Here is a 12,707-nt window from a genome sequence, read left to right as displayed (position 1 = left end):
ACCGCCTAAAGGGAGAGTGGAGCGTTGCGGCTGCCTTTACCTCCCCCTTGATGGGGGAGGTCGCCGCGTAGCGGCGGGAGGGGGTGATGGCGGCGGAGCACCCCACCCCGGTCCTTCGACAAGCTCAGGACCGACCCTCCCCATCGAGGGGAGGGTGAGGGAGGCGATCTATGCCGACCCGAACACCCGGGCGAAGATCGTGTCGACGTGCTTTGTATGATAGGCGAGGTCGAATTTCTCGCGGATATCGTCCTCGGAGAGGGCGGCGCGGACGTCGGTGTCGGCCAGCAATTCCTCCAGAAAATCAGCGCCCTGTTCCCAGACCTTCATGGCGTTTCTCTGGACGAGGCGGTAGGAATCCTCGCGGCTTACGCCGGCCTGGGTCAGCGCCAGCAGCACGCGCTGGGAGTGGATGAGACCGCGGAAGCGGTGGAGGTTCTTTTCCATCGTGTCGGGATAGACGAGCAGTTTTTCGATCACGCCGGTCAGCCGCGCCAGCGCGAAATCGAGCGTGACGGTGGCGTCCGGGCCGATCATGCGCTCGACGGAGGAATGCGAGATGTCGCGTTCGTGCCAGAGCGCCACGTTTTCCATGGCGGGCAGCGCGTAGGCGCGCACCATGCGGGCGAGACCGGTGAGGTTTTCGGTGAGCACCGGGTTGCGCTTGTGCGGCATGGCCGAGGAGCCCTTCTGGCCGGGCGAGAAATACTCCTCGACTTCCAGCACCTCGGTGCGCTGCAGATGCCGGATCTCGGTCGCCAGGCGCTCGACGCAGGAGGCGACGACGCCCAGCGTGGCGAAGAACATGGCGTGGCGGTCGCGCGGGATCACCTGGGTGGAGACCGGCTCGGCCTTGAGGCCGAGCTTCTCGGCGACATGTTCCTCGACCCGCGGGTCGATATTGGCGAAGGTGCCGACGGCGCCCGAGATCGCGCAGGTGGCGATCTCCTCGCGGGCGAGCTCCATGCGTTTGCGGCAGCGGTCGAACTCGGCATAGGCGAAGGCGAGTTTCACGCCAAAGGTGGTCGGCTCGGCATGGATGCCATGGCTGCGGCCGATGGTGACGGTGTCCTTGTGCTCGAGCGCGCGCTTCTTGAGTGCTGCGAGCAGGGCGTCGAGATCGGCGATCAGGAGGTCGGCGGCGCGCACCAGCTGGACGTTGAAGCAGGTGTCGAGGACGTCGGACGAGGTCATGCCCTGGTGGACGAAGCGGGCATCGGGGCCGACGATCTCGGCCAGATGGGTGAGAAAGGCGATGACGTCGTGCTTGGTCTCGCGCTCGATCTCGTCGATGCGCTCGACGTCGAAGGTGGCGGGGCCGCCCTTTTCCCAGATCGTTCTTGCGGCCTCCTTCGGAATGACGCCGATCTCGGCCAGCGCGTCGCAGGCATGGGCCTCGATCTCGAACCAGATGCGGAACTTGGTCTCGGGTGACCAGAGGGCGGCCATTTCGGGCCGCGAATAGCGCGGGATCATCGTCAATCCTGGGTGGCGTGCGGAAGATGCGGGCGACGTAGCAGACGCCGCCCGGAATCACAACGTCGCGGCCCGGGAGCTCACAGCCTGCCGACGATGGCCATCCAGCGGTGGTCGGGGCCCTCGAAGCCGAAGGTGCGGATGGCGACCAGCACCGCGTAGGCCGGGCTGCCACCTTGCGGGAAATAGGCCTGGATGGCGCCGATCGCGTAGCCCAGCGGGCAGCCGCGGCTCGACGGCACGCTCATCCCGTCCTCGTGCACCAGCTCGGTGGTGCCGCCGGGAACGGCCGCGATGCGGATGAGGCGAAAGCCCTTGATGTCCCAGCCCAGCCCCTCGCAGCGCTCGGGCGGCGAGACGGTGACTTCCTCGATGCGGAATTCGAGCGGGTCGTCGATTGGCGGGAAGACGGGGCGCGGGTTGACCGCCATGCGGTGCGGGTCGGCGGAATATTCCGTCACGGGGTTCATGCCGGCGGTGAAGCCGCGATGGGCGGCCAGTTCGTCGTCCGCGACGATGGGCTGGGCCTGGTCGCGGGCCTCCTGGCGGGCCTGCTCCACCGACGCCAGCTCGTCGTCGAGGCGCACGCGGATCGGCGTGCCAGGCAGCCAGCTGTCATTGTCGACATCGATGTAGAAACGCTCGGCATAGGGAAAGCCGGAACCGTCCTGGACGCCGTATTGTTCGAAAGCGAAGATGCCGCCATCGGCCGAAAAGCCGAGAATTTCCAGCGTGGCGGCATCGCCCGCGCGGGCGGGAAGCGCGGCGAGGGCGGCGAGAACGAATGCCGCGAGGGCGGTGAATAGCGGTCGCATGACAGGCCTCCAGCTCGAAAAATCCCAAGGTGAGGCTAGCACAGGACGCGCCCGCCGTCCCCCGCGCCTCAGGCAAAGACCAGCGTGCGGTGGATGTTGGCGCCGGCCCAGGCGCCGTCGGCGACGGCCAGCGTCACCGAATGCGGCATCTTCGCGACATCACCGCAGGCAAACGCGCCGGGCAGGGTGGTCTCCTTGGCCTCGTCGGTGCGGATCTGGATGCCCATCGGCGTTTCCATCAGCGCGCAGCCTAGATTTTCTGCGATGGGCGTGGCGGGGGTGGCATGGGGGGCGGTGAAGAGGCCGGCGAAGGCGAGTTCTCGCCCGTCGGTCAAGACGATCTCGGCATGGCCCTCGATGCGGGCGATGGGGATTTCCTCGATCGTGACGTGGCGCGCCGCCAGATCGGCGCGGGCGGCGGTGTCGAGCGTGATGGCCTCGTTGGTGAAAAAGGTGACCTCGCCCCATTCGGGGATGAGCTGCGCCTGGTGGATCGACATCGGGCCGGTGGCAATGACGCCAATCCTGCCCCGGTCGAGCTCGTAGCCATGGCAATAGGGGCAGTGGAAGACGCTTCTGCCCCAGCGCTCCTGGAGGCCTTCGATTTCGGGCAGGCCGTCGGCGACCCCGGTGGCAAAGAGCAGGCGGCGTGCTTCGTGGCCCGAGCCGTCCGCCAGGCTCACCGAAAAGCCGTCCTTTTCGCCGCTGGCGGCCGCGGCCGTCCCGTCGATCCAGGAGAGTGTGGGATAGGCCTCGAGCTGGCGCCGGGCGGTGCGCGCGATCTCGGCCGGGTCGGCGCCGTCCTGGCTCAAGAAGCCGTGCGAGTGGCTGGCGAAGCGGTTGCGGCGCTGGCCGGCGTCGACGATGAGCACGGAGCGGCGCGCGCGCAGGAGCTGGAGGGCGGCGGCCATGCCGGCATAGGAGCCGCCGATGACGATGACATCATGCTGCATCATTTTTCTTTCGGGATTTGTGGTTGGCGAAGCGACGGCTGAATTCGGCGGCGAGATCGGCGAGCGTGACCCTTGCGAAACGCTCGAGCAGCAGCGCCTCGGCGTCGGCGAACGCATCGTTCAGCGTTGCGTTGACGGCCTGCTCGACCAGGCATTGGGGGCTCTGGTTGCGGTTGCCGATGGCGAAGATGGCGGGCTCGCCCAGGGCCTCGTGCAGCTGGCGCAGCGTGACCTTGTTGAGATCGGCGACGATCCGCCAGCCGCCCGCGTGGCCGCGTTCCGACGCCACCAGCCCCGCCTCGCGCAACCCGCCCATGGTGCGCCGCACGACGACGGGATGCGTGCCCATGCATTGGGCGAGCTGTTCGGAGGTCATCGGGCCGTCATGGTCGGCCATGTGCAGGAGGCCGTGGAGGACGGAGGAGAGGCGGGAGTCGCGTTTCATGTAACTTTGATTATTACATGAKGGGGTGGGGGGCAAGGGGGGGAGGCCGGATTTGGGGTGGTTTGCGGACCGACGGCTTTCAGTGAGCCAGACAAGGGACTGCAATGCTTGTCTACAGCTGCTTTCGCGATATCCGGTAGACGGATGCGGGTGGGAAGTTGAGCAACGCGCGTCCGATCAGTCTGGCTTCCAGTCCCAGCAGGCGGAGCGTTTTCCGAGGGACGGGGCAACGGGGCCCGTAGGTGAATTGGTAGAAAAAGCCATCGGAACAGAGATGCCTGAACGCGCCTGACAGAATTGCCTCGACCTGGTTCGTTGACATCGACAGGAGCGGTAGCCCGCTCACCACTGCGCCGACCGGGCCGCGAATGCCGAAACTTCCGAGTTCGGCGGCATCGGCCTCGAGGACGGTCGCCCGCGGGAAGCGTCGCGAGAGCATGTCGACGAATTCGCGGCCCGTTTCGACGAGAACGAGGTTCTGTTCGGCGACGCCGCGCGCGATGATGGCACGCGTAAAGACTCCAGTACCCGGCCCAAGTTCAATGACGGGGCCGCAGTTCTCGTCAAGCTCCTGGGTAATCAATCGGCTAAGCGACTGCCCGGACGGGACAATCGAAGCGACGCGAAGCGGCTTTCGGCTCCATGCGCGAAAGAAGATGAAAGCGTCCGAGGATGCGGATCTTGAATTCATGGCCGGAGAGCTCCCGCCCGCATTTCCTCGACGCCCTGTTCCCAGGTGACGACCGGAGCATATCCCAGTTCGTCGCGGGCGCGGCGGTCGGACATAGTGAAGTCGTAGCCGACCAGTCGCAGCATCTGGCGCGTCAGCGGCGGCTCGCCCTTGAGGCGGAAGGTGCGCCATACATTCTCCATGACGGTCGCCATGAACCAGGCCACGCCGAGGGGGGCTGACCTGTTGCCCGGATCGACGCCTTGCGTGGCAAGCAAGGTCCCCATCATCTCGCGCAGGCTTCGATCCTTGCCATCGGTCACGAAATAGGCGCGACCGCCGGTCGAGCTTTCGGCCGCGAGCACGGCGGCATGGCACACGTTCTCGACATGCGCGGTGGACATCAGGCTCTTGCCGCCGCCCGGCCACCTGAACCTCCCGGCATTCACATTGTGGATGGTCTCCCGGATCATGGGCATGCCGGCGCCCCAGATCATCGGGGGAAGGATGATCGCGGTGCGCATGCCGGCAGGATCGTCGGCTTCCATCAGCATCTGCTGCGCGCGTCCCTTGCTGGCGATGTAAGGCGCCCAATGGGGCAAGGAAAACGGTGCCTCTTCGGTGACGCCCCGCATGTGCTTTCCCGGCCCCATGACGACGGCACCCGCGCCGATCTGAACGAAACGCTTGACCCCCTGCGCCTTCGCCGCCGCCAGCACATTGCGCGTGCCGTCGACATTCGCCCGCTCGAACGCTTCTGCCGATCCCCACAGTTTGAACATGGCCGCGGCGTGGAACACCACTTCGGCGTCGCCGATCCCGTGTGACAGCGCCTCGATACTGTCGAGGTCGCCAGGCACCGGCAGGGCACCCAATGCTGACAGTTTCGCGGCATCACCGGGAGATCGGTGGAGGGCGCGGACCTGCCAGCCTCTTGCTACGAGCATCCTTATCAGTCGGCCGCCAAGAAAGCCGGTGCCACCTGTTACGAAGGCCTTGGTCATTTTTCTGCCTCTTCATCAACGGATCAGTGTTACAAATTACAATCTACGTATTTTGTAACTTGTTGACAAGAGGGTGGTGGGAACCTATTTTTTTGCCATGTCGGAAAAGCAGAACGTCATCTCGCCTGCGTCAATTCTCGAGGCTGCGACCGCGCTCGTCCGTCGACTGGGCGAGGGCAAGACCAACATGGTGGATATCGGCAGAGCGCTGGGGGTCAGCCACGCGGCGCTCTATCGGTTCTTTCCCTCCAAGGCCGCGGTCATGGACGCCATCGTCCAGGAGGCCATGGACGAAGAGGAGGAACTTGCGGGCAAGTGGCTGGACGCGGAGGGTCCCGCTGCCGAGCGCCTCCTGCTCATCATTCTCGACATCCACCATCGCAAGCGTGCGCGGTTCACAGGCGACAGGGAGATCCACGACCTGTACCGGCGCATCCTGGTCGAGCGGCCGGACATGATCCTCGCTTACGCGCAGCGCATGACCCGGCTGATCGAGACGCTGATCGCCCAGGGTGTCGACCGGGGAGAATGGCACGTCAGCGACGTGTCCACGGCGGCAAGCGTTGTGCGCGACGCCGTCACGGCCTTCATTCATCCCCAACTGCTTGCGCAGGCCATCGAGGTGAACGCGCCTGTTGAGGACCAGCTACGCGCCACGGTCGCGACCCTAAGCCGAGCCTTCGAGGCTGGCGTCGACTATGGCCACATCGGCGCCTTGGGGAGTCGCTCGACTACTTGATCTGGGATCGGAGCATGCGTGCTCCGGCTATGCCCGGCCCTCGGCCGACGGCACGTTTGCGCGCAGCGTCAGAAGCTGCGTCAATCGGGAGTCTGCGGCCGCTTCCGAGAAATCCGCACGAACGCCGTTATGTCTCTTGTGGGGTCGAAACCTGCCCTCACCCCCGCTCCCCCCACGCCGGCAGCAAATCCCCTTCCACCGCCCGCGCCTCATACACCCCCCGCGCAATCGCGCGGGCCATGGTCGCCGCCGCATGGGCATAGATGTCCATGGCGGCTGAATGGTCGGGGGTAATCCCGCTGGTCCCGGTGGCGAGCGCAAAGACCAGATCGCCGTCGACCGGGCTGTGGGCGGGCCAGATGGCGCGGGCGAAGCCGTCATGGGCGGCGATCGCCAGGCGCTTGGCTTCGGGCTTGGTCAGTTTCGCGTCGGTGGCGATGATGGCGATGGTGGTGTTGGCGCCGGCACTTGCGGGGTCCTGCCATTTCCAGCGCGGGGTGGCAGCGTCTGGCGGAAAGGGCAAGGGCAGGCCGAGGCCGCCGAATTCGTCGCCGATCTCGAAGGGGGCGGCCAAGAAATGGCGGGTCTGGCCGACGGTGACGGAGCCGGCCGGGTTGACGGCGGCGAGCGCGCCGATGGTGATGCCGCTGGCTAAGCGCAGCGATGCCGAGCCGAGGCCGCCCTTCAAGCCCGCCGACAGCGCGCCGGTGCCGGCACCCGCGGTGCCCAGCGCGAAATCGAGGCCGGCCCGCGATGCCGCCTCATATCCCATCTCGCGATAGGGCGGGTAGCGGCCCCAGTCCTTGTCGCCGCCATTGACGAGATCGAACAGGATGGCGGCCGGCACGATCGGCACGATGTGGCCGCGCACGGACAGGCCGATACCCTGTTCGCGGAGCCAGGCCTGTGTGCCGGAGGCGGCGTCAAGCCCGTAGGCCGAACCGCCCGACAGCACGATGGCGTTGACGGTCTCGACCATGTTGTGGGGGTGGAGAAGATCGGTCTCACGCGTGCCGGGCGCCCCGCCCATCACTTCGAACCCCGCCACGGCGGGTTCGTCGCAGAGGACGACGGTGACGCCGGAGCGCAAAGCGTGATCCTCGACCTGGCCGACCCGCAGGCCGGCGACGTCGGTGATGAGGTTTTTCGGTCCGGGTGCGGGCATGATGGCTACTCGACGGGAAGGAACTGCCTGCCGTCGTGACGGTAGAGGCGGTAGGCGAAATCGGCGAGGTCGCCTTGAGCGTCGAAGGCGACGGTGCCGATGACGGTCGGAAAGGCGCGGGCGGAAAGCACGTCGGCAACCAACTCGCTGCCATCCTCGGCGGCGGCCGCCGCGATGACGGCGATTTCCATGGCCGCATGCGCGGGCAGCACGTAGCCGTCCGGCTCGATCCCGGCGTCGCGCAGCGCCTGGATCGTCGCGTCCGCCGCGCGTTCGGACCATTCGGGCGGGGCGACCATCAGCACGCCTTCGGCAAGCGGCACCTCGCCGGGGGCCGCACGCAGGGCCTCGCCGCCGGCCAGCACCAGATCGTGGCCCATCTCGGCGGCGTCACGCGCCATGATGGCGACATCCTCCCGGTCGCCGCCGACCAGCACATGGGTGGCGCCGGAACGCGCGAGCCGGCCGACGAGGGCGACCTGGTTTTCCATCTGCGGGCGGTAGGTGTCGATAAAGACGGCCGAAAGCCCGGCCGTCTCGGCCTCGAGGCGAAAACTCTCGATGAGCTCGCGGCCATAGATGGTGCCGTCGTCGATCAGCGCGTAGAGGTCGCCGCGCCAGCGTGGGATCAGGATGCGGGCAACCGCCGCGTGTTCGGCATCGCCGCGGGGCGCGAGGCGAAAGAAGGGCCAGCCGGTGCGCTGGCGCCGGTCGGTGAGCGAGACGGTGCGGATGACCGGGCTGATGACGGGAATGCCGGCTTCAGTGAGCGCGGGGAGGGCTGCCTCCACGCTTTCGGTGCAGACGAAACCGACGGCGACCGCCACCTCGCGCGCGATGAGGCGGGCGGCGGCGGCCTCGCCGGAGGCGGCCGTGCAGGCATCGTCGACGATCACCAGCTCGGCGCCGCTGTTGGCGAGCGCGGCCGCCGCCCCCTGGCGCATCTGCTCGCCGATGATGGCATAGGGGCCGGAAAGCGGCGCGGCCAGCCCGATCACGAAGCCCTCCGCCCGCGCCAGCGGGGCGGCGAACAGAAGAGCCAGGATCAGGGCGACAAGACGCATGGGAAGGGCGGGCTCGCTGGGCATTTTGCGTTTGAAGGAAGACCGTCCCCCCGGTTCCCATGGAATGGGCGCGGGATCAAGCGGCAAGCGCGGCCCAAGGGCGGCGACGCCGGGCCTCAATCGCCCACGGCCACGCCTTCACGGCGCGGATCGGCACCGCCGATCAGCCCGTCCGGAATGATCGTGATGCCCTGAAGGCCGGAGGTGAGCGGGCGGATGGCGGTCGCAAAGCCCAGCGCCTCGAGGTCGGGCACGGCCTGTTGGGCCGCCGTGCCCTGCTCGACCAAATAGTCGCCGAACATGTTCACCCCATGCGGCAGGGAGATCGCCTGCTGCATGTCCATCTCCCAGTCGATCAGCGCCACAATGGTGCGCGCGACAAAGGGGATGATGGTCGCCCCGCCGGGCGAACCCAGCGCGTGGCGCGCCTCGCCGTCCTGAAGCACGATGGTGGGGGCCATGGAGGAGCGCGGCCGCTTGCCGGGCTCCACGCGGTTGGCGACGGCCTCGCCATCGGCATCGGGGCGGAAGGAGAAATCGGTGAGCTGGTTGTTCAGAAGGAAGCCCGCCGCCATCAGCCGTGAGCCGAAGGCGCTCTCGATGGTGGAGGTGACGGAGGCGATGTTGCCCCAATCGTCGACGATGACGAAATGGGTGGTGGCGGGGCGTTCGAATTCGTGGCCGTCGAGGCGCAGCGTCGCGTCGTCCCAGGGCGGTTCGCCGGGCGAGACGGCGTCGGCGGGCAGGGCGTCGGGGCGTTCAAGCAGTCGGGCACGCTCGGCCAGATAGTCCGCGTTCAAAAGGCCCTTTGGCATGTCGACAAAATCGGAATCTGCCATGTAGCGGCCGCGATCGGCGAAGGCCAGACGCGTGGCGTCGCCGATCAGGCGCCAGGCGGTGGGGTCGTCGTGGCCGAGCGTGGCGATGTCGTAAGGCGAGAGCATCATGAGGATCTGGCCGACGGTGAGCCCGCCGGAAGAGGGCGGTCCCATGCCGCAGACCTCGTGCGCGCGGTAGGTGACGCAGACGGGTTCGCGCTCGATCACCTCATAGGCCGAGAGGTCGTCGAGCGAGAGGCGGCCAGGATTGTCCTCGAAGCCTTCCACGGCCGCCACGATCGCCTCGGCGATTTCCCCGGCATAGAAGGCATCGGCGCCGCCTTCGGCCAGCGCGCGCAGCGTATCGGCATAGGCGGGGTTGGCCAGAAGATGACCTTCGGCGCGGGGCGCACCCGCCTCGTCGAAGAAATAGGCGCGGGCGGCTTCCTGGCGATCGAGGCGGCCGAACTCTTCCTGGAGAAGCCCTGCCAGGCGCGGCGACACGGCAAAACCCGCCTCGGCCAGTTCGATGGCGGGATCGAAAAGGCCTGGCCAGTCGAGCCGGCCGTGACTTGCATGCATCTCCTGCATGAGGCGCGGAATGCCCGGCACGCCGACCGAGCGGCCGCCGACCACGGCGTCGAAAAAGGCGAGCGGTTCGCCATTGTCGTCGAGGAAGAGGTCGGGACCGGCGGCGGCAGGCGCCGTCTCGCGGCCGTCATAGGTGGTGATCTCTCCGGTCTGCGCGTCGTACCAGAGCGCAAACGCCCCGCCGCCGAGCCCCGAGGATTGCGGTTCGACCAGGCCCAGCACCGTCTGCACGGCGACGAGCGCATCGGCCGCGCTGCCGCCGGCGCGCAATATGTCGAGGCCTGCCTCGGCGGCGAGCGGGTTGGCGGCGGCGACCATGCGGGTATCGGCGGTAACGGCCTGGCGCGCGGCCGTGCCCGTGGCGGCTTCCGGCGCGATCTGGTCGGAGAGCTGCTGGGCCTGGGCGGCGCCCACCAGGGCGACAGACAGAAGGAGGGCAAAAGCAGGGCTGCGCATGGTCTTGTCTCCTAGGCTTCCTCGATGGGCGTGGCCGGACCGAAGACCTCCTCGAAGGCGGCCTTGAGCGACCGGTCGAATTCGGCGAGGGAAAGGTCAACCCCGCGCTCCGCGAGGCTGGTCACGCCGGCGCCGGGGATGCCGCAGGGCACGATGCCGGCAAAATGGGACAGATCGGGACGCACGTTGATCGCGATGCCGTGGAAGGAGACCCAGCGGCGCAGGCGGATGCCGATGGCGGCGATCTTCTCGGCACCAGGGCCGTCGGGCCGTTCCACCCAGACGCCGACGCCGGTCTCGCGGCGTTCGCCGGCGATGTCGTGACGGGCGAGCGCGCGGATGATCCATTCCTCGAGCGCCTGGACGAAGGCGCGCACGTCCTGACGGCGGCGCTTCAGGTCGAGCATGAGATAGGCCACGCGCTGGCCGGGCCCGTGATAGGTGTATTGCCCGCCGCGCCCGGCATCGAAGACGGGAAAGCGCCCGGGCTCGACGAGGTCGCTTTGGCGCGCGCTGGTGCCGGCGGTGTAGAGCGGCGGGTGCTCGACCAGCCAGACGAGCTCGCCGGCGTCGCCCTCCGCGATGGCGCGCGCGCGGGCCTCCATCAAGGCGAGGGCTTCGGGATAGGCGGTGAGGCCGGCGGCGCGGGCAAAGGCGACCGCCGCCGCGTCGTCGCGGGGAAAGAGAATCGTGCCGGTCTGCGGGCGGATGTTCATCGTCGTTCGTTGACCTCGTGCCTCCCATATGGCGCCTTCGAACCCATGCGTCCAGCCCGCGGCAGCAAGGCCTTTCGGCAGTTTGGGCATTCGCGACGAAAGGCGCTCGGATGCACTTGTTTCGCCATGGGCTATTTGCTACATGCCCCGAGCCGGCAGCGCCGGCATCCAGCTGCGTGCGGTCGTGGCGGAATTGGTAGACGCGCAGCGTTGAGGTCGCTGTGGGGCAACCCGTGGAAGTTCGAGTCTTCTCGACCGCACCATTCCTCGCCAGGCGAGGCCCCTTCGCGGGTATAGCTCAATGGTAGAGCAGCAGCCTTCCAAGCTGAATATGCGGGTTCGATTCCCGCTACCCGCTCCAGACCACCACCCTTTCTTCCGATCGTGCGCCCCATGCCGCGGCGCGTTTGCGGGCCGGGTTCTCCGGCGAGCGGTGGGCGTTTGCGAAGTGCGCCAAAAATGCTAGAGGCTCGCATCAAATCACACGATCCGGGCGGTCATGGACGCAGCAGCATTAAAGACCGAGGCGGCGAGAGCCGCGCTCGCGCATGTCGAAGACGGAATGAAGCTCGGCATCGGGACCGGCTCGACCGCGGAGGCCTTCGTGCGGCTCCTGGCCGAGAAGGTGGCGGGCGGGCTCGCCATCATCGGCGTGCCGACCTCCGAACGCACCGCCGCGCTCTGCCGTGAACTCGGCGTCAGGCTGGCGAGCCTCGACGAGGAACCCCGGCTCGACCTCACCATCGACGGCGCCGACGAGGTCGGTCCCGGCCTGGTGCTGGTCAAGGGCGGGGGCGGGGCGCTTCTGCGCGAGAAGATCGTGGCGGCGGCCTCGCGCCGCATGATCGTGATCGCCGACGAGTCCAAGAAGGTCGAAACGGTCGGGCGCTTTCCGCTGCCCATCGAGGTCAATGAATTCGGGCTGCGCGCCACGATCGCGGCGATCGAGTCGGCGGCCGGCGCGCTCGGCCTGTCGGGGCCGCTGGCCATTCGCCAGGCCGGCGGAAAGGCCTTTGTCACCGATGGCGGGCACCAGATCGTCGACGCATCTTTTGGCCGCATTCCCGATCCAAGAGCGCTTTCCAGCGCCCTTCTTTCCATACCCGGCGTGGTCGAGCACGGTCTTTTCATCGACCTTGCCGATCTGGCCATACTGGCGGGGCCTTCCGGAATCACTGAACTGCATTCGAACCGCTAAAGAAGGAGTTCGATCATCATGACCCTCAGCACGAGGCTTCGCCGCACCCTGGCAGCCGCAACCGCTCTCGGCTTCGCTGCGATGGCCTATCCGGCGGCCGCACAGGAGATTTCCGACACCCATCTCAGGGCCGCGCGCGCCGCGATCTCGGCGATGCGTTCGACGGAAGGTTTCGACCTGATCCTGCCCGAGGCCGCGATCGAGCTGAAGAACACGCTGATCTCGAACAATCCCGACCTGGTGAGCGTGATCAACCGCACCGTGGACGAGCAGGCGATCGCGCTGGCCCCGCGGCGCGTCGACCTGGAGCGCGAGGCGGCACTGACCTATGCGCGCAACTTCTCCGAGGAAGAGCTGAACCAGCTGGCGGAATTCTATTCCTCGCCCGCCGGCCGCAAGCTGCTCGAGGTCGGGCCGGAGATGACGCAGGAAGTCTTCCGCGCCGCCGAGATCTGGCAGAACGGGATCGCGCGCGACCTCTCGCAGGGCGTCGGCAGCGCGCTGCAGGAACAGGTCGACCGCGACATCGATACCGATGTCGAGCTCAACTTGGACATGCCGCAGCAGCAATAGACGGTCTGACGCCCCGCAGGCGGC

13 protein-coding genes and 2 tRNA genes are annotated in these 12,707 nt (G+C 67.4%); 5 read left to right on the top strand and 10 right to left on the bottom strand.

Features of this window, described 5'->3' with window-relative positions; translation table 11 throughout:
* Positions 1-168: 168 nt before the first annotated feature.
* The 6 genes from purB to GRZ55_RS05045 all read right to left on the bottom strand — a co-directional run bounded on the left by purB (position 169) and on the right by GRZ55_RS05045 (position 5,363).
* Positions 169-1,476, bottom strand: a complete 1,308-nt coding sequence (purB, locus tag GRZ55_RS05070; protein ID WP_169285806.1) for an adenylosuccinate lyase — start codon at positions 1,474-1,476, stop codon at positions 169-171.
* Between the two features lie 80 nt (positions 1,477-1,556).
* A complete protein-coding gene (locus GRZ55_RS05065) occupies positions 1,557-2,291 on the bottom strand; it encodes a DUF2259 domain-containing protein (protein WP_169285805.1) in 735 nt (244 codons plus the stop codon).
* 68 nt (positions 2,292-2,359) lie between these two features.
* The gene (locus GRZ55_RS05060; RefSeq protein ID WP_169286021.1) at positions 2,360-3,244 is read right to left on the bottom strand and encodes an NAD(P)/FAD-dependent oxidoreductase; all 885 of its coding nucleotides are present in this window, start codon (positions 3,242-3,244) and stop codon (positions 2,360-2,362) included.
* Positions 3,234-3,689, bottom strand: coding sequence for an Rrf2 family transcriptional regulator (locus GRZ55_RS05055; protein ID WP_169285804.1), 456 nt, complete (start codon positions 3,687-3,689; stop codon positions 3,234-3,236). The genes GRZ55_RS05060 and GRZ55_RS05055 overlap by 11 nt, the downstream gene beginning before the upstream one ends.
* Positions 3,690-3,801: 112 nt before the next feature.
* On the bottom strand, positions 3,802-4,380 hold the full coding sequence (locus GRZ55_RS05050) for a methyltransferase domain-containing protein (protein WP_169285803.1): 579 nt from the start codon (positions 4,378-4,380) through the stop codon (positions 3,802-3,804).
* Positions 4,377-5,363 carry an NAD(P)-dependent oxidoreductase gene (locus tag GRZ55_RS05045; protein ID WP_169285802.1) on the bottom strand — a complete coding sequence of 329 codons (987 nt, stop codon included), beginning with the start codon at positions 5,361-5,363 and terminating at the stop codon, positions 4,377-4,379. Before GRZ55_RS05045 ends, GRZ55_RS05050 begins: the two co-directional genes overlap by 4 nt.
* Before the next feature lie 76 nt (positions 5,364-5,439).
* Between GRZ55_RS05045 and GRZ55_RS05040 the strand changes: the two genes are divergently transcribed.
* The gene (locus GRZ55_RS05040) at positions 5,440-6,102 is read left to right on the top strand and encodes a TetR/AcrR family transcriptional regulator (protein ID WP_169285801.1); all 663 of its coding nucleotides are present in this window, start codon (positions 5,440-5,442) and stop codon (positions 6,100-6,102) included.
* A 157-nt stretch (positions 6,103-6,259) separates the two neighbouring features.
* Here the strand turns inward: GRZ55_RS05040 and GRZ55_RS05035 are convergent, their stop codons facing one another.
* The 4 genes from GRZ55_RS05035 to lipB form a co-directional block, all read right to left on the bottom strand.
* Entirely contained in the window at positions 6,260-7,267 is a 1,008-nt protein-coding gene (locus GRZ55_RS05035; RefSeq protein ID WP_169285800.1) for a P1 family peptidase, read from the bottom strand.
* Positions 7,268-7,272: 5 nt separating this feature from the next.
* The gene (locus GRZ55_RS05030) at positions 7,273-8,331 is read right to left on the bottom strand and encodes a branched-chain amino acid ABC transporter substrate-binding protein (protein WP_169285799.1); all 1,059 of its coding nucleotides are present in this window, start codon (positions 8,329-8,331) and stop codon (positions 7,273-7,275) included.
* Between the two features lie 116 nt (positions 8,332-8,447).
* Complete coding sequence (gene ggt / locus GRZ55_RS05025; protein ID WP_169285798.1) at positions 8,448-10,196, bottom strand: gamma-glutamyltransferase; 1,749 nt, start codon at positions 10,194-10,196, stop codon at positions 8,448-8,450.
* A gap of 11 nt (positions 10,197-10,207) precedes the next feature.
* Entirely contained in the window at positions 10,208-10,912 is a 705-nt protein-coding gene (gene lipB, locus GRZ55_RS05020) for a lipoyl(octanoyl) transferase LipB (protein ID WP_169285797.1), read from the bottom strand.
* A gap of 178 nt (positions 10,913-11,090) precedes the next feature.
* Between lipB and GRZ55_RS05015 the strand changes: the two genes are divergently transcribed.
* The 4 genes from GRZ55_RS05015 to GRZ55_RS05000 all read left to right on the top strand — a co-directional run bounded on the left by GRZ55_RS05015 (position 11,091) and on the right by GRZ55_RS05000 (position 12,683).
* Positions 11,091-11,175, top strand: a tRNA-Leu gene (locus tag GRZ55_RS05015).
* A 24-nt stretch (positions 11,176-11,199) separates the two neighbouring features.
* Positions 11,200-11,273, top strand: a tRNA-Gly gene (locus GRZ55_RS05010).
* Between the two features lie 138 nt (positions 11,274-11,411).
* Positions 11,412-12,110, top strand: a complete 699-nt coding sequence (gene rpiA / locus GRZ55_RS05005) for a ribose-5-phosphate isomerase RpiA (protein WP_169285796.1) — start codon at positions 11,412-11,414, stop codon at positions 12,108-12,110.
* Positions 12,111-12,128: 18 nt separating this feature from the next.
* Positions 12,129-12,683 (top strand): DUF2059 domain-containing protein, encoded by a 555-nt coding sequence (locus GRZ55_RS05000; RefSeq protein ID WP_169285795.1) that lies wholly within the window; start codon positions 12,129-12,131, stop codon positions 12,681-12,683.
* Positions 12,684-12,707 lie beyond the last annotated feature (24 nt).

The sequence above is a fragment of the Chelativorans sp. ZYF759 genome, assembly GCF_012911015.1.
Taxonomy (GTDB): domain Bacteria; phylum Pseudomonadota; class Alphaproteobacteria; order Rhizobiales; family Rhizobiaceae; genus ZYF759.
The sequence above is the reverse complement of the archived record's forward strand: the minus strand, read 5'-3'. Positions and strand labels throughout refer to the sequence as shown.